The sequence below is a fragment of the Actinacidiphila sp. bgisy167 genome, assembly GCF_965342175.1.
Classification (GTDB): Bacteria; Actinomycetota; Actinomycetes; order Streptomycetales; family Streptomycetaceae; genus Actinacidiphila.
This window is the reverse complement of record NZ_CBDRBL010000020.1, coordinates 49,996-71,101: the sequence shown is the minus strand read 5'-3', so window position 1 is coordinate 71,101 and position 21,106 is coordinate 49,996. Positions and strand designations below refer to the sequence as shown.

Here is a 21,106-nt window from a genome sequence, read left to right as displayed (position 1 = left end):
CGGCCTCCTCTGGTCAGACGGTCAGCGGGTTGGGGACGGCGACGTAGACGGACTGGGTGGCGACGGGGCCGGCCAGCTCGTCCATCCCGTGCAGCCGCGTGAGGAGGTTCGCCTTGCAGCGCAGCAGGGGTTCTCCCAGAAGCCGAGCGGGCAGTCCGGAGCGGCCGTTCCGGGCGGCCCGTGCCAGGAAGTGGCGGAGGGCCGCGAGGAGCACGCGTTCGTCGGCGAGGTGCTGGGAGCCGAAAGCCCCGACGAGGCCGAGAACGTTGTTGACCCCGAGGTAGTAGGCGAAACGCTCGTCCGCGACGGCGTCGGCCACAAAGGTGTCGCTCTTCTCGCCGGCGCCGGGCAGCAGGGCGGTGAGGCCGGCGCGCGCGGACTCGCGGAAGTAGTAGCCCTGGTTGTCGCGGTAGCGGCCGCCCGCCGGCCAGCCGTCGGCGTCGAGGACGACCAGGGTGTTCTGCTGGTGGGCCTCCAGGGCGATGCCCGCCTCGCCGTCGAGCCACAGCACGGGCCGGACCACTGCGTCCAGGTAGCGCAGGAACCACTCGGTGGCGACCGCCGTCATCGGCCGTCCGGTACGGGCCGCGAGCCGGGACAGCAGTTCGGCGAGGTGGGACCGCAGGGCGCCGCCGTCCGGCACGGGTCGCGGGGCCGTGAGGCCGGCGAGGCAGCGGACACGGTCGCCGGGGCCGAAGGGGTTGTGCCGCACGACGACGTCGAGACCGGGTACGGGGACGCCGGAAGCGGTGTCGACGGCCAGCCAGGCGGGGTCGCGGACGATGTCGAAGCCGGGGTGGGCGGCGTGCCAGCGCACGGCGAGCCCGGCCCGGAGCAAGCGGTGCACCTCGACGCCCCGGTGGAGTTCCTTGCGGAGGTTCTCCCGGCGTGAGTTGGTGATCCGCAGGCCCAGCGACAGCTTCAGCATCGCCCGGGCGCCGGGCCGGTACACGGTGCGCAGCGAGGACGTCGGATGCCAGGGCTCGCCGGCGGCGCCGAGGTCGTGGAGGAGTCCGGCCTCCAGCAGTGCGCGCACCCCGGGGCGGTGGGCGACCTCGCGGGCCTGCCATGGGTGCAGCGGCAGGGGCACGGTGTCCGCGGGGAGCCGGGTGGTGAGCTCCGGGCCGGCGAGGGCCGCCAGCAGGCGCGCGGCGGGGACGGGGCGGCCGCGTTCGGTCCAGGCGGATTCGGTGGCCAGAAGACAGCGGTGCACGGCCAGCCAGTGCAGGGCGAAGGCTCCGCGTGACTCCGGGGCGTACACCGCGGCCTCGGCCTCGGTGAGCCCTTCCCGGCTCTTGGGCGCGGGGTGCAGGGGGTGGCCCAGGACGAGGTCCTGCTCGGCGTCGAGAAAGGGGTGGGTGCCCTCGGGGGCGGCGGGGCGAGCGCGGCGGGCGGTGAGGAATCCGGCGGTCTGGCGGACGGAGTCGGCGACGCGTGCGACGAGGCCGGACGCGTCAGGACCGGTCGCGGCGGTCTCCCGGGCGAGCAGCGCGGCAAGGGTGACAGCGTCCAGAGGGGCGCCTCCGGCGGTGGGCCGGGGGGCGCCGAAGCGGTGGTGCCCGACGGCCGACCAGTGGCGGACCGGGACGAGCAGTTCGGTGCCGCTCTTCGGCAGCGGCACCCGCAGGGTGCGGCCGTCCGGCTCGGCCGGCCGCCCCGTCTCGCGGACCCAGCAGCGCAGCAGGGCCTCCGTGCCCGCTGCGTCGGCGGCGGCCCACGGGTCGGCCTGCTCGAGCGGGTCGGCCTGATGAACTGGGTCGGCGTCCGGCTCCGGGGCGGGCGGCCGCGACGGTACGGCGCGGCCCACCGGATCGGCCCGGCCCAGCGGATCGGCCCGGCCCGGCAGATCACCGCCGTCCGGCAGTCCGGCTGCTGTGGCGCGTTGCTGGGGAACGGCCACGGTGGCTTCTTCGCCAGGACGTACGGTCATCGCTTCGCTCCCTGAGGGGGTCGGCTCCCGATGGTCTCCGCCCCGGGGCGGCGGGGACCCGGCGGGCGCAAGGTCACGCCCTGATCGCCACCGCCGCGGCAAGGGCGTCGGCGAGGCGTTCGAGGACGGCTTCTGACTGTTCTTCGGTGATGGTCAGCGGCGGCAGCAGCCGGATCACGCTGCTGTCCCGGCCACCGAGTTCGACGATGAGCCCGCGGTCGAGGGCGGCCCGCCGGACGGCCGCCGCCAGGCGCGGGGCGGTCGGCGGCACGCCCCCGAGGCCGGGGGCCGCCTCAGGGTCGACGAGTTCCACGCCAAGCATAAGGCCGCGGCCGCGGACGTCGCCGACGCAGGGGTGCTCCGCGGCCAGCGCCCGCAGCCGGGTGAGCATACGGGCCCCGAGCAGCGCGGCATGCTCGGCGAGGCCGTTGCGGCGCACATAGGCGAGGGTGGCGGTGCCGGCGGCCATGGCGAGCTGGTTCCCGCGGAAGGTGCCGGCGTGGGCGCCGGGTTGCCAGGCGTCGAGTTCCTCGCGGTAGACGACGACCGCGAGCGGGAGGCTGCCGCCGATCGCCTTGGACAGCACCATCACGTCCGGGACGACACCACTGTGCTCGACGGCCCAGAAGGCCCCTGTCCGCCCCACACCGGTCTGCACCTCGTCGGCGATCAGCGGGATGCCGCGCGCCGCGGTCAGGTCGCGCATCCGCCGCATCCACGGGTCGGGCGCGGGGATGACACCGCCCTCGCCCTGGACGGCTTCGACGAGCATCCCAGCCGGAGGCTGGATGCCGCCCTTGGGGTCGTCGAGCAGGCTTTCCGTCAGGCGGGCGGAGAGCTCGGCGCCGTACTCCCCTCCGACTCCGAACGGGCAGCGGTAGTCGTAGGGGTACGGGAGCCGGGTGATGTGCGCGTCGGCGGCGCCGGCCGCGCCGCGGACCGCGGTGTCGCCCGTGGCGGCGAGGGCGCCGGCGGTCATGCCGTGGTAGCCGCCGGAGAAGGCCAGCAGTCCGCGGCGGCCGGTGGCGGTCCGGACGAGTTTGAGGGCGGCCTCCACGGCGTCGGTGCCGGCCGGGCCGCAGAACTGGATGCGGCCGTGCTCGGCGAGTTGACGCGGCAGGGTCTCGAACAGGGCGGTGGTGAAGGCGTCCTTGACGGGGGTGGCGAGGTCCAGCACGTGCAGCGGGGCGCCGGAGTCGAGGACCGCGCGGATGGCCTCGAGGACGACGGGGTGGTTGTGGCCGAGGGCGAGGGTGCCGGCGCCGGACAGGCAGTCGAGGTAACGGCCGCCGTCGGCGCCCTCGATGGTCATGCCGCGGGCGCGCACGGGGACGACGGGCAGCGAGCGGGCGTAGGTGCGGGCGGCGGACTCGCGCAGCGACTGGCGCCGCAGGATGCCCTCGCTGTCGTCGGACTCGCCCCGGTGCACCGCCGGTCGGCTCCTCGCGCTCGGCATGGCGGCCACGTGCTCACTCCTCGGTCTCGGCGCTTGCGTCCCCGGAGCTACCAACGACGTACCCGCGCACCGGCAACTGCCCGTGGCCGAGATCGTGGCGAGGAACCGCCCCCGCGGCAGCCGCCGTCCTCCCCTTCGAGGGCATAGTGGGGCGTTGACCTCGAGCGGGCAGACGACGTGTCGACAACAGGGGGGCCGCAACCCATGGCATCCACAAGAGGCCGCGCGGACAGGCGGGGTGGAGCGAGGAGCGGGTCGAGGGCCGAGTCCGGCAAGGCGGAGAAGGAAGACGCAGCGCAGCCGCGGCCACCGACGACGACTCCGCCCGGCGAGCGCCATCGACCCGCGACGCCGGCCCGCCTGTCCGCGCGGCCTCTGAGCCGGTTGGCCGCGGCCACCGTCGCCGCGGCGCTGCTCGCCGTGACCGCGACGGCCTGCGGCCCGTCCGACGACAACGCCGACGCCAAGCCGAGCCCTGCACCCACCGCGACCGCCGGCGACGGCGGCCTCGGCCTGCCGACAGCCCTGCCCACCAGCCTCGACGACCTGGAGAAGTGGGCCGACGCGCTGAAGGACGGCGGCTGGAAGAACTGGGACAAGGACACGTGGCTGCGCGACGCGGCCGACTTCGTCAACCCCATCATCAAGGACCTCTGGGACGCCGACCGGCTCCGCGACGCCGGCAGGACCCCGGACGACGAGCAACGGCCCGACCTGGCGCAGGCGCACGAGGGCACCACGGATCCCGAGCCGGCGGCGATCCGGGCACAGCGCCTGCCGACCCCGTACCACCAGGCCTCCCCGGCCACGGGCAAGCTGCTCTTCGACATGCCCGACGGCCAGGCGGTCTGCTCGGCTACCGTGGTGAGCGACCCGGCGAACCCGGGGCGCAGCAATCTGGTGTGGACGGCCGGCCACTGCGTGCACGCTGGTGCCCGGGGCGGCTGGTACCGCAACATCGTCTTCGTCCCGTCCTTCAACGACGCGGGCCTCGCCGGCGCCGCGCTGCGCACCGCGGGCGAGGAGCGGCTCGCCCCCTACGGCACCTGGTGGGCGACGAAGGCGGGGACCTCCCAGCAGTGGATCGACGGGGGCGGCGAGTCCTCGGCCACCGGTTCCGCCTACCCCTACGACTTCGCGGTGCTGAAGGTGACCAACCCGGATACGGGCCGATCACTGGAGGAGACGGTCGGCGCCTCGGTTCCGGTCTGGTTCGACGCGCCCGACTCGGCCGGCATCGACGCCATGGACGTCCTCGGCTACCCGGCCGCGGCTCCCTTCAACGGTTTCGGCTACCAGCAGTACCACTGCTCCGGCGACCCGGTCCGCCTCGCCCTCGACGTGGACGCGCCGACCATGCACTGGCTCGGCTGCACCATGACGGCGGGCTCCTCCGGCGGCGGCTGGTTCGCCCGCGGTCCCGGCGGACGGCCGGCCCTGCTCAGCAACACGTCCATCGGCCCGCAGAGCGGTCCGCGCTGGCTGGCGGGCCCGCGCCTCGGTTCCGAGGCCGAGAAGGTCTTCGACGCCGTCCGCGGCTGAGGGACCGTCCCCGTGTACGCCAGGAGGTCCGCCCCGTGGGGCGGACCTCCTGGCTTCGGGTCAGCGGCGCGCGGCCAGCACGAACGGCTCGAGCTCCGCGGCGAGCTCGTCGTGCACCCGCGCCTTGAGCAGGGTGCCCTCGCCGGTGTGCTCCTCGGAGAGGACCTCGCCGTCCGCGTGGGCGCGGGCGACGAGCGCGCCGCGCGTGTACGGAACCAGGGCCTCGATCTCGACGGCGGGCCTCGGCAGCTCGTCGTCGATCATGCCGAGCAGCTCGGCGATGCCCCGTCCGGTGCGGGCGGAGACGGCGATCGAACGCTTCTCGCGGCGCAGCAGCGACTGAAGCAGCACCGGGTCGGCGGCGTCAGCCTTGTTGATCACCACGATCTCCGGCACGTCCAGCGCGCCGACGTCGCGGAACACCTCGCGCACGGCGGCCAGCTGCTCGTCCGGGTTGGGGTGCGAGCCGTCCACCACGTGCAGGATGAGGTCGGCCTCGGCGACCTCCTCCATCGTCGAGCGGAACGCCTCGACAAGGTGGTGCGGCAGGTGCCGCACAAAACCGACGGTGTCCGCCAGGGTGTAGAGCCGGCCGCTCGGGGTCTCCGCCCGGCGCACGGTCGGGTCGAGGGTGGCGAACAGCGCGTTCTCCACCAGGACGCCCGCTCCGGTGAGCCGGTTGAGGAGCGAGGACTTGCCCGCGTTGGTGTACCCGGCGATGGCGACCGAGGGCACCTTGTGGCGCTTGCGCTCCTGGCGCTTGAGGTCGCGGCTGGTCTTCATCTCCGCGATCTCCCGGCGCATCTTGGCCATCTTCTCGCGGATGCGGCGCCGGTCGGTCTCGATCTTGGTCTCACCGGGACCACGGGTGGCCATGCCGCCGCCCGAGGAGCCCGAGCCGCCGCCGCCCATCTGCCGGGAGAGCGACTGGCCCCAGCCTCGCAGCCGCGGCAGCATGTACTGCATCTGGGCCAGCGAGACCTGTGCCTTGCCCTCACGGCTCTTGGCGTGCTGGGCGAAGATGTCGAGGATCAGCGCGGTGCGGTCGACGACCTTGACCTTGACGACGTCCTCGAGGTGGATGAGCTGGCCGGGGCTGAGCTCACCGTCGCAGACGACGGTGTCGGCCCCGCTCTCCACGACGATGTCGCGCAGTTCCTGGGCCTTGCCGGAACCGATGTAGGTGGCCGGGTCCGGCTTGTCGCGGCGCTGGATGACACCGTCCAGGACGAGGGCGCCGGCCGTCTCGGCGAGGGCGGCGAGCTCCGCGAGGGAGTTCTCGGCGTCCTGCACCGTGCCGTCCGTCCAGACGCCGACGAGCACGACCCGCTCCAGGCGGAGCTGGCGGTACTCGACCTCGGTGATGTCCTCGAGTTCGGTGGAGAGGCCGGCGACCCGTCGCAGCGACGCACGGTCGGCGCGGTCGAACTGGTCGCCGTCACGCTCTCCGTCGATCTCGTGACTCCAGGCGACGTCCTCTTCCATCAGGGCGTCGGCCCGAAGGCTCTCGGGGAGGCGCTGGCGGCTGCGGGCAGAAGAAGCAGAAGAAGAGGAGGAGGCGAAGGAGGTCATTGGATCCTTTGCTCGGATGATCGACGGGAACGGGGGGCGCTCGACCCCTCGTACGGTGACAACGTCGCGCGGGCCCGGAGGATTCCCCTGCCGGGTGTGTCGTCGCCGTGGGTAGATGGTCGCACGACCGTCACCGCCGGGTCACGCGACTTTCCCCGCCTCGCGCCGGTGTGTGTGACCTGGCACCGGTTTGGCGGGCACCGAGCGCTTCCAGCCGGGGCGGCCGGGCATCGGCGGCGTGGTGGGCCCGTAGAGCCAGGCCCGCAGGAATCCGCCCAGGTCACGGTCGGCGATCTCGGAGGCGAGGGCGATGAAGTCCCCCGTGGAGGCGACCCCGTCGCGGTGCCGGGCGACCCAGGCCCGCTCCAGGCGCTGGAAGGCGTCGGCGCCCATCTCCTGGCGCAGCGCGTACAGCACGAGCGCCCCGCCGTAGTAGACGTTGCCGCGGAAGATGCCGAGCTTGCCGTCGCTGCCGGGCGGCTTGGGGGCGGCGACCGGTCCGCCGTCGCGGCGCAAGCGGGCGTCCGCGCCGTAGGCGGCCTCGGCGAGCTGCTCGAGCGTGACCTCGCGGTAGTGCTCGGCCGCGTAGCGCCACTGGTACCACGTGGCGTGCCCCTCGTTGAGCCACAGGTCTGACCAGGTCGCGGGCGAGACGCTGTCCCCGAACCACTGGTGGGCCAGCTCGTGCACCATCACCGGCGCGGCGTCGGCCTCCCGCGCCAGCAGCACCCGCCGCTCGAAGAGCGAGAGGGTCTGGGTCTCCAGCTCGAAGCCCGTGACGGTGTCGGCGCTCAGGACGCCGTAGGTCTCGAACGGGTACGGGCCTACCTGCTCCTCCATCCACGCGATCTGCTCTGCGGTCATCGCCAGGCGCTTCTCGAGCCTGGCCCGGTCGGGGTCGGCGGAGCGCAGGACGTCGCGCAGCGGGAGGCCGCGGGGGCCGGTGCGCCGCAGGACGGCGGAGCGGCCGATGGAGATTTGGGCGAGTTCGGTGGCCATCGGGTGGACGGTGCGGTAGTTCCAGGTCGTCACGGGACCCTTGCGGACGGCCGTCTCGGGCAGGCCGTTGGCGACGACGGTGAGGTCGCTGGGCGCGGTGACGTGGAAGGTGAAGCGGGCCTTGTCCGAGGGGTGGTCGTTGCAGGGGAAGACGGTGTGGGCGGCGGCGGCCTGGTTGGCCATGGCCAGGCCGTCCTTGGTGCGGATCCAGCCGGTGTCGCCCTTCACCACGGGGTCGCTGGTGTGGACGACCGTGACGAGCAGGCGCTCGCCGCGGGGGACGGGGACGGCGGGGGTGACGACCAGTTCCTCGCGCCAGCCGTGGAACTCCGCCGGGCGGCCGTTGACCTCGACGGAGCGGACGTCGCCGCGGAAGTCGAGGTGGAAACGGCTCAGGGTGTCCGTGGCGAGGGCGTCGACCCGGGTCATGGCGTCCAGGGGCCGGTCGTTGCCGCGGTAGGTGAACGAGATGTCGTAGTCGAGGACGTCGTACCCCGGGTTGCCGAGTTCGGGGTAGAGCCGGTCGCCGAGCCCCGCGGACGTCGTGTCGCCGGGCTGTGCGGCCGCGACAAGCGCCACCACGGCCGCCGCGGTGACGGTGGCACGGCGCGCAAAGGATCCGATCATGGGATACGGCTATCAGCGCCGCGTGCGCTCCTGTCGGCGGCGCGTCAGTACCCCACCCGATCGGGTACTCCGTTACGGCTGCGCGGCTGCCACCGTCTCCTGGGCGCGGTACACGTCGTACACCCCCGGGACGGCGCGCATGGCGCGCATGAGCGCGGGAAGCGCTCCCGGGTCGGGCAGTTCGACGGTGTACGTATGGCGTACGCGGTGCTCCTGCGGCGGCTCCACGGCGGCGTACACGATGGCGACGCCCTGGGTGGCGATCACCTCGGTGAGGTCGGCGAGCAGCCGGGGGCGCCCGAGCGCCTCGGCGTAGAGAGTGGCCCGGTGACCGCTGACGGGCGCGTCGGAGCGCCAGTGGACGGCGACCCTGGCCCGGCCGGAGGCGGCCATGCGCGCGGCGACGGGACATCCGCTGCGGTGCACCGCGACGGTGCCGCCGCGGATGGGGAAGCCGGTGATGCCGTCCGGCGGCACGGGGGTGCAGCAGCGGGCCATGCGCACGGCGGCACCGGGCGGATCGGTGTCCGCGTGCGGCTCGGCGGCCCTGCGGGCGCCCGTGGCGCCGGCGCGGACGGCGGGCGCGGCCGGCTCCTCCTCGGTGGCGGCCGGCGGATGGGCCTCCAGCCAGCGGGCGATGGCGATCCGGGCGGCGGGGGTGCGGGCATGCTCCAGCCACTCGGGCGAGGGCCCGTAGTCGTCCCCGTCCCCGTCGGTGACCTCGGTCATCAGCAGTTGCACGGTGTCGCCGTCCCGCAGGACCGTGCCGAGCGGGGCGAGCCGCCCGTTGACGCGCACGCCGACGCAGGAGTGGGCTCCCTCGCCGTGCAGTGCGTACGCGGCGTCGGTGCACGTGGCGCCGTCGGGCAGGCCCACGGTGCCGCCGTCGGCCGAGAAGACGGTGACCTCGCGGTCCTGGGCGAGTTCGTCGCGCAGGGTGCTCCAGAAGAAGTCCGGGTCGGGAGCCTCGCGCTGCCACTCCAGCAGCCGGGCGAGCCAGCCGGGGCGGGTGGGGTCGACGCGCTCGCCGTCCTCGCAGTCCGCGGTCTCGGCGGCGGCGTAGGGGTTGCCGAGCGCGATGACGCCGGCCTCGGCAACGTGGTGCATCTGCCGGGTGCGGATCAGGACTTCGGCGACGCGTCCCTCGCCGTCGCGGATGGCGGTGTGCAGCGACTGGTAGAGGTTGAACTTGGGCGCCGCGATGAAGTCCTTGAACTCCGCGATCACCGGGGGGAAGCAGGTGTGCAGTTCGCCGAGGACGGCGTAGCAGTCGGCGTCCTCGGCGACCTGGATGAGTACCCTGCCGAAGTCGCTGCCGCCCGGCACCGCGCCGCCGCGCTTGAGCCGGACCCGGTGCACGGAGACCACGTGCCGGGGCCGCACCTCCACCTCGGCGCTGATGCCGGCCTCGCGGAGCACCGTGCGGACCTCCTCGGCGACGGCGCGCAGCGGGTCGGGCAGGGCGGCGTGCTCCAGGATCAGTTCGGTGGTGCGCAGGTAGTCCTCGGGGTGGAGGATCGCGAAGACCAGGTCCTCGAGTTCGGTCTTCAGCGCCTGGACGCCGAGGCGTTCGGCGAGCGGGATCAGCACGTCCCGGGTGACCTTGGCGATCCGGGCCTGCTTCTCGGGGCGCATGACGCCGAGGGTGCGCATGTTGTGCAGCCGGTCGGCGAGCTTGATGGACATGACGCGGACGTCGTTGCCGGTGGCGACGAGCATCTTGCGGAAGGTCTCCGGCTCGGCGGCCGCGCCGTAGTCCACCTTCTCCAGCTTGGTGACGCCGTCGACGAGGAAGCACACCTCCTCGCCGAACTCCTCCCTGACCTGATCGAGCGTCACCTCCGTGTCTTCGACCGTGTCGTGGAGCAGTGAGGCCGTCAAGGTGGTGGTCTCCGCGCCGAGTTCGGCGAGGATCAGGGTCACGGCGAGCGGGTGCGTGATGTACGGCTCGCCGCTCTTGCGCATCTGGCCGCGGTGCGACGACTCGGCGAGCACGTACGCCTTGCGCAGGATGGCGAGATCCGCGCCGGGATGGCGGCCGCGGTGCACCTTGGCGATGTGCTCGATGGACTCCGGCAGCCGGCCGGCGCGCCCTCCGGGGCCCAGCAGCGCCGCGCGCCCCAGCCGGCGCAGGTCCGCGGCCCGGGGGATGCGCCTGCGTCCTGCGGCGCCCGGCGCGGTCTCCACTGCGTTGTCCGGTCTCATGCGGCACCTCCGGCAGCGTCACCCACCGGCGGGATGGCTTCCGTGCCGGTGCTTGATGCTACCGAGCCCATCACGTGCCGCCGCCGCGCTCTCGCCCAGCGTGATCGGCATCACCCGTTCGAGCGAATCCCGGCCTCGGAGGGCGACCTCAGCCCCCGTCGCCGAGCCAGGCGGGATCGATGACGCCTTCGGCGACGATCACCGCGGGTCCGGTCATCTCGACGGTGCCGTCGGGACGTTCGGTGATCACCAGGGTGCCGCCCGGCAGGTCGACCCGGTACGTCTCGGGGCGGCCGGTCACCGCCGGGTCGCGGCCGTCGCGCCGGGCCGCGGCGACCATCACGGCGCAGGCGCCGGTGCCGCAGGAACGGGTCTCGCCGGAGCCTCGTTCGTGGACGCGCATCGCGACATGGCGCTCACCCCGGTCGACGACGAACTCCACGTTCACACCGTCCGGATAGGCCGCGGCCGGCGCCCACGCCGGAGGGTCCAGCAGCTTGCCGGCGTCGGCGAGGTCGTCGACGAAGGCGACGGCGTGCGGGTTGCCCATGCTCACGTTGCGGGCGGGCCAGCGGCGCTCGCCGACCGCGACCTCGACCTCGACCTCGCCGGCAGGGAGCGCGGCACGGCCCATGTCGACGGTGATGTCGCCGTCCTTGTCGATGTGGACCCGGCGCACGCCGGCGCGGGTCGCCACGGCGACGTCTCCGGCCTCGGTGAGACCGGAGCGCTGGAGGTAGCGGGCGAAGACGCGCACGCCGTTGCCGCACATCTCCGCGACGCTGCCGTCGCTGTTGCGGTAGTCCATGAACCACTCGGCCTCTGCGGCCATGGCGGCGGCCTCCGGGTGCCTGGCCGAGCGCACGACCCGCAGCACCCCGTCGCCGCCGATCCCGGCGCGGCGGTCGCACAGTCGCACGACGGCATCGGAGGTCAGGTCGAGCGCCCCGTCGAAGTCGGGGATGATCACGAAGTCGTTCTCCGTGCCGTGCCCCTTGAGGAAAGGCAGGCCCTGCCGTGCTGCGCTGGTCATGGCCTGAGTCTACGGGTCAGCGCAGACGGGCGACCCGCCAGAAGGCGAGCAGCGCCAGCACCACCGTGACCGCCGCGTACAGCGCCACGAAGCGCCAGTCCGGGCGGCGGCCGGAACCGCGGGCCGGCAGCCCCGGCCAGGTGTAGCCGACCCGGCGGGCCGCCATGATCCCCCAGCCCGCGGAGCAGCAGCCCAGCAGGAGCCCGAGCATCGCGACGACGGGGCCGCCATCACCGGCCTCGAAGGCCAGCGGGAAGGCGAACATGAGCGAGCCCAGCACGCCGAGGGCGACGATCGGGGCGATCTGCCACACGCGCAGGCGCCGCTCGGGACGCAGTTCCTGGAAGGACTCGCCCTCCGCGAGGGACTGCTCCTCCAGCGGGTCCTCCAGGGGACCGTCGACGACGAGGCGCTCGCGCCCGTCGAGCTCACCGCCGGAGGAGCGCTCGGCGCGTTCCGGCTGCGGACCGCTGCGAGGGCCGGCTTCCATCGCCACGCGCCCTCCCAAGACGTCCGACACCGTAGCTGGCTTCGATGCTCGATGATGGCATGGCCGAGGTGCCGTCAAGTGTCGCTGGGGCGTCCCGATGCCATCACGTGATCAGGCTGTGACCGCCCGACCGGGCGGTACCGAGCAGGGCGAGCGCCTGCCCGACCAGCTCCTGCCCGCGGCCCGCGAGCCAGTGCACCCGGCCGTCCCGGCGGAACCACGAGTCCTGGCGGCGCGCGAAGCGCTTGGTGGCGCGGACGGTCTCGGCGCGCGCCTGCTCCTGCGTGCACTCCCCGGCCAGCGCGGCCAGCACCTGCTGGTAGCCCAGCGCCCGGGAGGCCGTGCGCCCCTCGCGCAGGCCGGCCGCCTCGAGGGTGGTCACCTCGCCGACCAGCCCGGTGTCCCACATCCGGTCGACCCGCAGCGCGATCCGTTCGTCGAGCGCCGGGCGCGGGACGTCGACGCCGATCTGGACGGTGTCGTACACGGAGTCGTGGCCGGGCAGGTTCGCGGTGAAGGGACGGCCGGTGATCTCCACGACCTCCAGCGCACGGACGATCCGTCGGCCGTTGCTGGGCAGGATCGCGCGGGCCGCCTCCGGGTCCACGGCGGCCAGGCGGGCGTGCAGCGGGCCCGAGCCGAGCGCGTCGAGCTCGGCCTCCAGCCGGGCGCGCACCTGCGGATCGGTGCCGGGGAACTCCAGCGCGTCTATGGCGGCACGGACGTAGAGCCCGGAGCCGCCGACGAGCACAGGGGTGCGCCCGGCGGCCAGCAGCCGGTCGATCTCGGCGCGGGCGAGACGCTGGTACTCGGCGACACTGGCGGCCTGGGTGACGTCCCAGATGTCGAGCAGGTGGTGCGGCACACCCTGTCGCTCGTCCGCGGTGAGCTTGGCGGTGCCGATGTCCATGCCGCGGTAGAGCTGCATGGAATCCGCGTTGATCACCTCGCCGTCGAGGGCCTGGGCAAGGGCGACCCCGAGGTCGGACTTGCCGGCCGCGGTCGGGCCGACGACGGCGATCACGTGGGGGACGTCGTTTCTCACGTGCACAGTTTCGCAAATTCCGGCGGCGCGGTTTCACCCGTGGACGAGTAAGATCGTTACGGGGAAGGGGATATTCCCGACTAAGGCATCACACCGCACAACGGCATCACGGGGAGACGGTGACGCATGAGCCTCAAGGACACGCTGAAGGCCAAGGCCGAGCACGCCCGGGCCGTGGCCGGAGCCAAGGCCGGCGACTTCATGGAGCAGCACGGCGAGACGATCGGCTCCCGACTCGACAAGGTGGCGCGCACGGTCGACGAGAAGACCAAGCACAAGTACAGCGGCACGATCCACAAGGGCGTGGACAAGACGAAGGGCGCTATGGAGCACCTGAAGGAGGGCGGCTCCAAGGCGACGCCCTGAAGGAGCGCGGCTCCAAGGCGACGCCCACGGGATGGCTGCGGGCGCCGGGGCCGGCAGGGCTAGGACCAGGCCGCCACGAAATAGCCGACGCCGTACGGCGCCTCGTCGTACAGCAGGGCGGCGTCGAGTCGGGCGCCCTCGGCGGCGCCAGCGAGCACCTGCCAGGGGGCGCGCCCGGCCGCCCCGAGTTCGGCGGCCAGCGGCGCGTCCAGGGCGGCCAGCGCCTCGGTGTCGGCGGCTCCCAGGGCCCGGGCCACGGACGCGTCGAAGGGTTCGGCGCGTTCGTCCAGGTATCCGGGCGCCTTGAGCGTTCGGCAGGTGCTGCCGTCGCCCATGACCAGCAGCGCCACCCGGTCGGCCAGCTCCGCCAGGCCCCGCCCCAGCTCCAGCATCCGGGCCGCCGGCGCGGTGGCGGGCACGCCGCAGGCGTGCAGGGGCGCTGTGGAGCCGGCCTGCTCGAGGAGCCAGGCCGCGAGCGTCAACGACGGGGCCAGGGGCTCGGGGTCGCTTCCGTCGCCGAGCCGAACCGTCAGGTTCACGCCATACGGGCGCAGCGAGCCCGTACCACCGCCCTCCCAGACGTGGGCGGAGGCCGCGGCGCCCACGACGACCAGCAGGTCGGGGCGCGCGGCGGCCAGAACGGCCAGCGCGTCCGCGCAGGCGGCGCGCAGGGGGTCCAGTTCCGGCGCGGCGTGCGACGCGACCCCGGGCACGAGCAGTGGCGGACAGGGGCAGACGGCGGCGGCGACCAGCATGATCGGAACCCTACCGTGCGCCCTCGGAGAAGCCCCCGGGCACACGGCCCTGGAGGTCCGCCGCTGCGGCGGACTTCGGGTCCTTGCTGTCCCGGATCAGCTCGGCGACCGTGAAGCGGCACAGGTAGGTCGTGGTCATACCCTCGTTGACCTGCACGAACCCCTCCCCCGAGCGGTACAGTCGGCTGCGCCGCACGCGCAACGGCTTGCTGGGACGGTAGGCGAGCGCCGCCTCCTCCAGCCTGTGCAGCGCGTCCTCACGCGTTCCGTCGGCGTGGCCGAGGAGCTCGAACTCCCAGCGCCGGGCATCGCCGCTGCCCACCGTCTCCTCGGCGAAGAGCCCCCAACGAGCCATCCATGCCCCCTCCGTCGGCCGCGCGGTCCTCTCGGCCCCCGCGGCCCCGTCGTCGTCCTCGCGTTCCTCGCGGTCCCGCGTCAGTCGCAGCCGCAGCCGGGTGCTGCCCCGGCAGGCGCCGTCACCGGCGCGCCGATCGTCGGCAGGCCCAGCATGACACCCGCGGGCTTGGCGGCCGCGGCCGAGTTCCGCCGCTCCCATGCGTCGCCCGCCGCTGTGCGGCGGACGCCGAACGCCGGGCTCTCGGCGAGCAGGTGGTGCGGCGCGGCGTAGCTGATCTCCGCCATCACCACGTCGCCGGGGCGGACCGGCTCGGCGGGCGGCGCGAAGTGCACGAGACGGTTGTCGGGGGCACGGCCGGACAGGCGCCGCGTGGCGTCGTCCTTGCGGCCCTCGCCCTCGGCGACCAGCACCTCCAGGGTGCGGCCGACCTGCTTCTTGTTCTCGGCCCAGGAGATCTCCTCCTGCAGCGCGACCAGCCGCTCGTAGCGCTCCTGGACGACCTCCTTGGGCACCTGCCCCTCCATCTCCGCGGCGGGCGTGCCCGGGCGCTTGGAGTACTGGAAGGTGTAGGCCTGCGCGAAGCGCGCCTCGCGCACCACGTGCAGCGTCTGTTCGAAGTCCTCCTCGGTCTCGCCGGGGAAGCCCACGATGATGTCGGTGGAGATGGCCGCGTCCGGCATGGCGGCGCGCACCTTCTCGATGATGCCGAGGTAGCGGTCCTGCCGGTAGGAGCGGCGCATCGCGCGCAGCACCGCGTCGGAGCCGGACTGCAGCGGCATGTGGAGCTGGTGCATCACGTTCGGGGTCTCGGCCATGGCCGCGATCACGTCGTCGGTGAAGTCGCGCGGGTGCGGCGAGGTGAAGCGGACCCGCTCCAGGCCCTCGATCCGCCCGCAGGCGCGCAGCAGCTTGCTGAAGGCCTCGCGGTCGCCGATGTCCGAGCCGTAGGCGTTGACGTTCTGGCCGAGCAGGGTGACCTCGATGACGCCCTCGGCGACCAGCGCCTCGACCTCGGCGAGGATGTCGCCGGGGCGGCGGTCCTTCTCCTTCCCGCGCAGCGCGGGGACGATGCAGAAGGTACAGGTGTTGTTGCAGCCGACCGAGATCGACACCCAGGCCGCGTAGGCCGACTCGCGCCGGGTCGGCAGCGTGGACGGGAAGGTCTCCAGCGACTCGGCGATCTCGACCTGCGCCTCTTCGGCGATCCGGGCGCGCTCCAGCAGCACCGGGAGGCTTCCGATGTTGTGGGTGCCGAAGACGACGTCGACCCAGGGCGCCTTCTTGACGATCGTGTCCCGGTCTTTCTGCGCGAGGCAGCCGCCGACGGCGATCTGCATGCCTGGGCGGGCGGCCTTCTGCGGCGCCAGGCGGCCGAGGTTGCCGTACAGGCGGTTGTCGGCGTTCTCCCGGACCGCGCAGGTGTTGAAGACGACAACATCTGCGGAGACCGTGCCGTCCGCGCCCTTGGGCGCGCGGACGTAGCCGGCCGCCTCCAGGAGGCCTGCCAGCCGCTCGGAGTCGTGGACGTTCATCTGGCACCCGTAGGTGCGGATCTCGTAGCTCTTCACACCCTGCTCTTCACGCTGCACCCATCCAGGGTACGGGCGCTTCGTCCGCGCCCTTACCCTGGCCCGGCCCCGGAGCGGACCGCACCCGGTGGTCCCGTTCGGCACGGGAAAGCGGGCGCCGGGCCCGGGTGGACGACTCCAGGTGCCGCCGTCGGCACAGGCCGCCTGCCGCCGGGGCGCCGGGCGTCCCCTGCGCCGGCTTCCGCGGCGGGCGGCTCCCCGGTCCAGGGCGGCGGGCGGGAGGCGGGGCGGCGGGCAGCGGGCCGGTCGGCCGCGGTGGCCCCTGGCCAGGGCGGCGCCGGGACTGGCACCATCTCCCGGATGGATCTCCCCCCTACCGGCAGACGCCGTGCCCTGCAGGTCGCACTGGCGGTGGCGGCGGCCGCCGCGCTGCTGCTGTGGTGGGTCCTGCCGTCCGACGGGCCGTCGTACCCGAAGGACGGGGTCGACTTCGCCACCGGCGTCCGCAACGGGGTGTACGACACCTACGGGAAGCGGCTCCAGCTCTACCTGCGCACGGACCTTCCCGGGGTGACGGTGCGCCTCGTGCGGTCCGAGGGGTCCGTGGACAACGTCCGGCGGGTGGCGACGGGCGAGGCCGGATTCGCGATCGCCGCGGCTGACGCCGTCGCCGACTACGACGGCCCGGGCGCGGAGCGGCTGCGTGCCTGCGCCCGGCTGTACGACGACTACATGCAGCTCGTGGTGCCCGCCGGCTCCCCTGTGCGGTCGGCGAAGGACCTGCGCGGGCTGCGGGTGGGGATCGGCCAGCCGAGCTCCGGGGTGAACCTGATAGCGCAGCGGCTGCTGGGGGCGGCGGGCCTCGGGCGGCCAGACGATGTGGTGCGCCGGCCGGTGGGCATCGACCGTGCGCCGCAGATGCTGCGCGACGGGGAACTGGACGCGTTCTTCTGGTCGGGCGGACTGCCGACCAAGGCCGTCGCGAACCTGGCGGAGACCACCGACGTCAAGCTGGTCCAGCTCGGCGACCTGGTGGCCCCGCTGCACGCCGGGAGCGACGAATCGGCGTACTACCGGCAGGCGGTCATGCCCGCGGACGCCTACCCCATGATCCAGGGCGGGCGGGCGGTGCAGACGATCGCCGTGGCCAATCTGCTGATCACCACCGACCGTATGGACACCGGGCTGGTGGAGCGCCTCACCCGGACCGTGATCGACAGCCGCGACCGTATCGGGCAGGAGGTGCACGCCGCCCAGCTGATGGACCTGCGGACGGCGGTCTTCACCGACCCGCTGCGGCTGCACGAGGGCGCCGAGCGCTACTACCGCTCCGTGAAGCCCTGAAGGGCCCGTCGCAGCAGGCCCTCGCCCGCGGGGCCTTCGGCGGCGGGACCGGCCCGACCGCCTGCTGGACCGGTACGGACCATTCCGCCCGAGATGTGATCGTTCTGCGTCCCCGGGGGCGATGTTCATCCCCGTCGCAGCCCCCTAACCTGTAGCGGACCACGTATCGATGGGGGCATACGCATGAGTTCTGGGGGTCCGCCGCACACCCTCGTGGACGGCCGCTACGAGCTGCGCCGGCAGCTGGGGCGCGGCGGCATGGGTGTGGTGTGGGAGGCGTACGACAACCGGCTCAGTCGTCAGGTCGCCGTCAAGGAACTGCTGTTCCGGGGCGCGCTGGACCCGGAGACGCAGGCGCAGTGGGTGGAGCGGGCGCGCCGGGAGGCGCGGGCCATCGCCCGGATCGGGCACGAGCACGTGGTCGCGGTGCACGACGTGATCGAGGCCGACGGCCAGGTCTGGATCGTCATGGAGCAGGTCAACCCGCATTCCCTGGCCGACCAGTTGCGCGAGAGGGGCCGCATGCCGGCGCTGCAGGCGGCACGGATCGGTCTGGAGGTGCTGCGCGGGTTGCGCGCGGTGCACGCGGCCGGCGTGCTGCACCGCGACGTGAAACCGCACAACATCCTGTTCCGCCGGGACGGGCGGGCGGTGCTGATGGACTTCGGGATCGCCACCTTCGAGGGCGCCGCCCAGGTGACGCGAACGCACGAGACCGTCGGCACGCCGCAGTATCTGGCGCCGGAGCTGGCCGACCGGCTGACGCCGACGCCCGCCGCCGACCTGTGGTCGCTGGGCGTCACGCTCTACGAGATGGTCGAGGGCCGGACCCCCTTCCGCGGGCCGACGCCGTACGAGGTGCTGGAGGCCGTCCGCACCGCGGAGCCGCCTCCGATGGCGCACGCGGGGCCGCTGCGCCCGCTGATCGACGGGCTGCTGGTCAAGGAGCCGGGGGCGCGGCTGTCGGCGCGGCGCGCCGAGCAGCTGCTGCAGCATGTGGCACAGGAGACCCCGCGGTTCCCCATGGACGTACACCGGGATGACGACCCCGACGCCACGGTGACGGACACGGACGGCGCGACTCCGTCGCATCCGGCGAGGCGGACGTGGTGGCGCAGGGCTGCGCGCCGGTGGTCCACGCTCGTGGCAGGCGGAGCCGCCCTGGTGCTCCTGGCCGTGGCGGGCTGGTTCGCCGTCGACCGCATGCGCGACGACGTGCCCCCGCTCTCCAGCTCGCCGACCTACCGGACGGCACGTGACCGCGGCTACCTGGTGGTGGGGGTCAAGAGTGACCAGCCGGGCCTCAGCGAGGCCTCGAGCACCGCCGAGGACGGCTACGAGGGCTTCGACATCGATCTCGCACGGGCGATCGCCAGGCATCTGGGGTTCGGCAAGGTGCAGTTCACGGTGGTGGACACGCAGTCGCGCGAGTACCGCCTGAGTGCCGGAAACGTTGACTTCATAGTGGCGAGCTACTCGATCACGAAGGCGCGCAAGGAGAAGGTCGACTTCGCCGGTCCCTACTACCAAGCCGGCCAGGACTTCCTGGTGCGCACCGACGCCCCCGTCCACAGCGTTCAGGACCTGTTCGGCCGCAAGGTCTGCACCGTCACCGACTCGACACCCGCGCAGCGGTTGCGCGAGGAGTACCCGCAGATAAGGACCGCGCTGCAGGCCTCGTACGGGCGTTGCGTCGACGAGTTGCTCGCGGGCGAGGTCGACGCCGTCTCGACCGACGACATCATCCTGGCGGGCTACCGGGCCCAGCACACCGAGCGACTGCGGCTGCTGGGCGCGCCCTTCGGGAACGAGGAGTACGGGGTCGGCCTGCAGAAGAACGAGCCCGCACTGAAGCGGGCCATCTGCGACGCGATAAAGGAGGAGATCACCTCGGGCGCCTGGCGCGCGTCGTACGTCAAGCACCTCAAACCGCTGACGTCGCAGGAGCTGGCGGACCAGCGCCCGCGCCTGGACGAGATGTCCGAGTGCCTGTAGGCCCGCGCGACCGCGCCGGCCGGGCCCGCGCCTTATGACACGGCGAAGGTGGTGACCACGGCGGCGTGGTCGGAGGGCCAGTCGTTGGCCGCCACGTGCGGTTCGGGGAGGGGCTTTCCGGTGACCAGGGTCGTGGAGTCCAGCACCCGCAGGGCCTGCCCGGCGTACAGCACGTAGTCGATCCGGTCCTGCGGCTCGGGCACGGGGTTGACCGGGGACCATGTGGCGCCCGGGTCGCGCACCGGGTCCGGGTGGGCCTCGCGGTAGGAGTCGCGCAGTCCGGCGGCCTCGGTGGCGAGGGTGACGGGCCAGGGCACGGCTCCGTACCCGCCGTGCAGGGGCGCCGCCTCGGCTGTCCAGTCCAGGTGGGAGGGGGCGTTGAAGTCGCCGACGAGGACGACCGGGGTGGTGTCGCGGGCGGCGAGGTCGGCGGCCATGTCGCGCAGGATTCCCCGAATCTGGCCCAGGCGTCCGGACGCGGCCTCGTGCGCGACGAGTTCCTCGACCGGCTGCCGGTCGTGGAGGGCACCGTAGGGGCCGTACGGCGTGCAGCCGAGGTGGGCGCTCCACAGCGTGACGTCGCGGCCCTCGTCGAGCCGGACGGTCGCCCCGAGGCCGCCGTAGAACGGGGCCGCGGGCACTCCGTGGCGGGGGACGATCGGGTAGCGGCTGATGACGCCGAGGTTGTCGCCGGCCTGGTGGTGGTCCCAGCCCAGCGCCTCGGCGAGTTCCCTGGCGGAGTGCGTCCAGGTCTCCTGGAGGCCGACGACGTCCACATCGGCGTCCAGCAGCACGCGCAACTGCTTGTCGCGGTGGTCGTCGACGCGGCTGCCGCCGAGCCACAGGTTCCAGCTCATGACGCGCAGGCGCCGCACCATGGGCTCGTCCGCCCCGCCGACCGGCACGCGCACGGTGACGGTCGCGAAGCGGCCGGCGGCGTCGGTGGCGGTCACGGCGACCTCCGCGTCGCCGGGTTCGTCGGGAGTCCCTGTGACGGAGCCGTCGGAAGAGACCCGCGCCCAGCCGGGGCCCGCGGCCTTGGCGTACGCGACGGAGGGGGCGTCGCGCAGCAGCCCGGCCACGGTGACCCGCACCGGCTCACCGACACGGGCGCGGCGGCTGGTGAAGGCGGGCACGAGGAAGGACGGCGGTCGGCCGACCAGGGCCCGCAGCAAGGGGACGTCGGCCCGTTCCAGGCTGGCGAGCACCATGCGGCCTGCACCGGGTCCGATGGGCGCCAGGGACGGCACGGCGAGCACCCGGCAGCCGGCGGCCTCGGCGGAGGCGACACCGGTCGGGGTGTCCTCCACGGCCACGCACCCGCCGGGGTCCGCGCCCAGGGCGCGGGCGGCGGCGAGGTAGGGGTCGGGGGCTGGCTTGGTGCGGGGAGTGTCGTCGGCGCTGAAGGACACCGCGAAGCGCTCCCGGCCGAGTACGCCGAGCACGGTGTCCACGACCTCGCGGGGGGAGGCCGAGACCAGCGCGATGGGGATGCCCTGGCGGGCGAGTTCGTCCAGCAGGTCCAGCGCACCGGGGCGGGGCACCGTGCGTACGCGGACCCGCTCGGCGAACTCGCGGTGCAGGACGGCGGCCAGCTCGCCGGCGCCGGTCGCCGTCCCGGTCGTGGCCGCCAGGTGGGCGGCGGTGTGCTCGACGGCGCGGCCGAGGACCTCGGCCACGTCCGCGTCGCCGAGTTCGTGCCCCAGCCCGGCGGCCACCTCGGCGACCGCCTCCCACCACAGTTCCTCGGTGTCGACGAGGGTGCCGTCCATGTCGAACAGGACGGCCTGGAGCGCGTGCCGCGGTGGGTGGGTCACGGGGTTCTCTTTCATGGGGGGTGAGGGGGCCGGCGGTGCAGCC

16 protein-coding genes are annotated in these 21,106 nt (G+C 73.7%); 4 read left to right on the top strand and 12 right to left on the bottom strand.

Annotation, left to right across the window (positions count from 1 at the left end; genetic code table 11):
* Positions 1-13 precede the first annotated feature (13 nt).
* A complete protein-coding gene (locus tag ACRWND_RS10890; protein WP_431948483.1) occupies positions 14-1,930 on the bottom strand; it encodes an IucA/IucC family protein in 1,917 nt (638 codons plus the stop codon).
* A gap of 73 nt (positions 1,931-2,003) precedes the next feature.
* The gene (locus ACRWND_RS10885) at positions 2,004-3,386 is read right to left on the bottom strand and encodes a diaminobutyrate--2-oxoglutarate transaminase family protein (protein WP_431948502.1); all 1,383 of its coding nucleotides are present in this window, start codon (positions 3,384-3,386) and stop codon (positions 2,004-2,006) included.
* A gap of 384 nt (positions 3,387-3,770) precedes the next feature.
* Between ACRWND_RS10885 and ACRWND_RS10880 the strand changes: the two genes are divergently transcribed.
* On the top strand, positions 3,771-4,928 hold the full coding sequence (locus ACRWND_RS10880; protein ID WP_431948482.1) for a trypsin-like serine peptidase: 1,158 nt from the start codon (positions 3,771-3,773) through the stop codon (positions 4,926-4,928).
* Between the two features lie 60 nt (positions 4,929-4,988).
* Here the strand turns inward: ACRWND_RS10880 and hflX are convergent, their stop codons facing one another.
* The 6 genes from hflX to miaA form a co-directional block, all read right to left on the bottom strand.
* Complete coding sequence (gene hflX / locus ACRWND_RS10875) at positions 4,989-6,500, bottom strand: GTPase HflX (RefSeq protein ID WP_431948481.1); 1,512 nt, start codon at positions 6,498-6,500, stop codon at positions 4,989-4,991.
* Positions 6,501-6,641: 141 nt separating this feature from the next.
* Positions 6,642-8,126, bottom strand: a complete 1,485-nt coding sequence (locus ACRWND_RS10870) for a M1 family metallopeptidase (protein WP_431948480.1) — start codon at positions 8,124-8,126, stop codon at positions 6,642-6,644.
* Between the two features lie 72 nt (positions 8,127-8,198).
* On the bottom strand, positions 8,199-10,331 hold the full coding sequence (locus ACRWND_RS10865; protein WP_431948479.1) for a RelA/SpoT family protein: 2,133 nt from the start codon (positions 10,329-10,331) through the stop codon (positions 8,199-8,201).
* A 148-nt stretch (positions 10,332-10,479) separates the two neighbouring features.
* Complete coding sequence (dapF, locus tag ACRWND_RS10860; RefSeq protein ID WP_431948478.1) at positions 10,480-11,364, bottom strand: diaminopimelate epimerase; 885 nt, start codon at positions 11,362-11,364, stop codon at positions 10,480-10,482.
* Between the two features lie 16 nt (positions 11,365-11,380).
* Positions 11,381-11,854 (bottom strand): hypothetical protein, encoded by a 474-nt coding sequence (locus ACRWND_RS10855; RefSeq protein ID WP_431948501.1) that lies wholly within the window; start codon positions 11,852-11,854, stop codon positions 11,381-11,383.
* A 103-nt stretch (positions 11,855-11,957) separates the two neighbouring features.
* Positions 11,958-12,899 carry a tRNA (adenosine(37)-N6)-dimethylallyltransferase MiaA gene (gene miaA / locus ACRWND_RS10850; RefSeq protein ID WP_431948477.1) on the bottom strand — a complete coding sequence of 314 codons (942 nt, stop codon included), beginning with the start codon at positions 12,897-12,899 and terminating at the stop codon, positions 11,958-11,960.
* Positions 12,900-13,025: 126 nt separating this feature from the next.
* Here miaA and ACRWND_RS10845 point away from each other — a divergent pair, with 126 nt between their 5' ends.
* A complete protein-coding gene (locus ACRWND_RS10845) occupies positions 13,026-13,265 on the top strand; it encodes an antitoxin (RefSeq protein WP_431948476.1) in 240 nt (79 codons plus the stop codon).
* Positions 13,266-13,324: 59 nt separating this feature from the next.
* Here ACRWND_RS10845 and ACRWND_RS10840 read toward each other — a convergent pair whose 3' ends face one another.
* From ACRWND_RS10840 to miaB, 3 genes are all read right to left on the bottom strand, one after another.
* Positions 13,325-14,020, bottom strand: a complete 696-nt coding sequence (locus ACRWND_RS10840; RefSeq protein ID WP_431948475.1) for a class III extradiol dioxygenase subunit B-like domain-containing protein — start codon at positions 14,018-14,020, stop codon at positions 13,325-13,327.
* Between the two features lie 10 nt (positions 14,021-14,030).
* Positions 14,031-14,375, bottom strand: coding sequence for a hypothetical protein (locus ACRWND_RS10835; protein WP_431948474.1), 345 nt, complete (start codon positions 14,373-14,375; stop codon positions 14,031-14,033).
* Between the two features lie 80 nt (positions 14,376-14,455).
* Positions 14,456-15,946, bottom strand: coding sequence for a tRNA (N6-isopentenyl adenosine(37)-C2)-methylthiotransferase MiaB (miaB, locus tag ACRWND_RS10830; protein ID WP_431948500.1), 1,491 nt, complete (start codon positions 15,944-15,946; stop codon positions 14,456-14,458).
* A 321-nt stretch (positions 15,947-16,267) separates the two neighbouring features.
* On the opposite strand from miaB, the gene ACRWND_RS10825 reads away from it, so the two are divergent.
* Positions 16,268-17,251 carry a TAXI family TRAP transporter solute-binding subunit gene (locus ACRWND_RS10825; protein ID WP_431948473.1) on the top strand — a complete coding sequence of 328 codons (984 nt, stop codon included), beginning with the start codon at positions 16,268-16,270 and terminating at the stop codon, positions 17,249-17,251.
* Between the two features lie 183 nt (positions 17,252-17,434).
* Positions 17,435-19,246, top strand: coding sequence for a bifunctional serine/threonine-protein kinase/glutamate ABC transporter substrate-binding protein (locus ACRWND_RS10820; RefSeq protein ID WP_431948472.1), 1,812 nt, complete (start codon positions 17,435-17,437; stop codon positions 19,244-19,246).
* Positions 19,247-19,278: 32 nt separating this feature from the next.
* Here the strand turns inward: ACRWND_RS10820 and ACRWND_RS10815 are convergent, their stop codons facing one another.
* Entirely contained in the window at positions 19,279-21,078 is a 1,800-nt protein-coding gene (locus ACRWND_RS10815) for an HAD-IA family hydrolase (protein WP_431948471.1), read from the bottom strand.
* Positions 21,079-21,106: the final 28 nt, after the last annotated feature.

Bases quoted from the DNA above. Each gene is read 5' to 3' on its own strand.
- ACRWND_RS10845 (WP_431948476.1), top strand. From the start codon at position 13,026: ATGAGCCTCAAGGACACGCTGAAGGCCAAGGCCGAGCACGCCCGGGCC.
- ACRWND_RS10815 (WP_431948471.1), bottom strand. From the start codon at position 21,078: ATGAAAGAGAACCCCGTGACCCACCCACCGCGGCACGCGCTCCAGGCC.
- ACRWND_RS10835 (WP_431948474.1), bottom strand. From the start codon at position 14,375: ATGGCTCGTTGGGGGCTCTTCGCCGAGGAGACGGTGGGCAGCGGCGAT.
- ACRWND_RS10855 (WP_431948501.1), bottom strand. From the start codon at position 11,854: ATGGAAGCCGGCCCTCGCAGCGGTCCGCAGCCGGAACGCGCCGAGCGC.
- ACRWND_RS10890 (WP_431948483.1), bottom strand. From the start codon at position 1,930: ATGACCGTACGTCCTGGCGAAGAAGCCACCGTGGCCGTTCCCCAGCAA.
- ACRWND_RS10840 (WP_431948475.1), bottom strand. From the start codon at position 14,020: ATGCTGGTCGCCGCCGCCGTCTGCCCCTGTCCGCCACTGCTCGTGCCC.
- ACRWND_RS10870 (WP_431948480.1), bottom strand. From the start codon at position 8,126: ATGATCGGATCCTTTGCGCGCCGTGCCACCGTCACCGCGGCGGCCGTG.
- dapF (WP_431948478.1), bottom strand. From the start codon at position 11,364: ATGACCAGCGCAGCACGGCAGGGCCTGCCTTTCCTCAAGGGGCACGGC.
- ACRWND_RS10825 (WP_431948473.1), top strand. From the start codon at position 16,268: ATGGATCTCCCCCCTACCGGCAGACGCCGTGCCCTGCAGGTCGCACTG.
- ACRWND_RS10820 (WP_431948472.1), top strand. From the start codon at position 17,435: ATGAGTTCTGGGGGTCCGCCGCACACCCTCGTGGACGGCCGCTACGAG.
- ACRWND_RS10865 (WP_431948479.1), bottom strand. From the start codon at position 10,331: ATGAGACCGGACAACGCAGTGGAGACCGCGCCGGGCGCCGCAGGACGC.
- hflX (WP_431948481.1), bottom strand. From the start codon at position 6,500: ATGACCTCCTTCGCCTCCTCCTCTTCTTCTGCTTCTTCTGCCCGCAGC.
- ACRWND_RS10885 (WP_431948502.1), bottom strand. From the start codon at position 3,386: ATGCCGAGCGCGAGGAGCCGACCGGCGGTGCACCGGGGCGAGTCCGAC.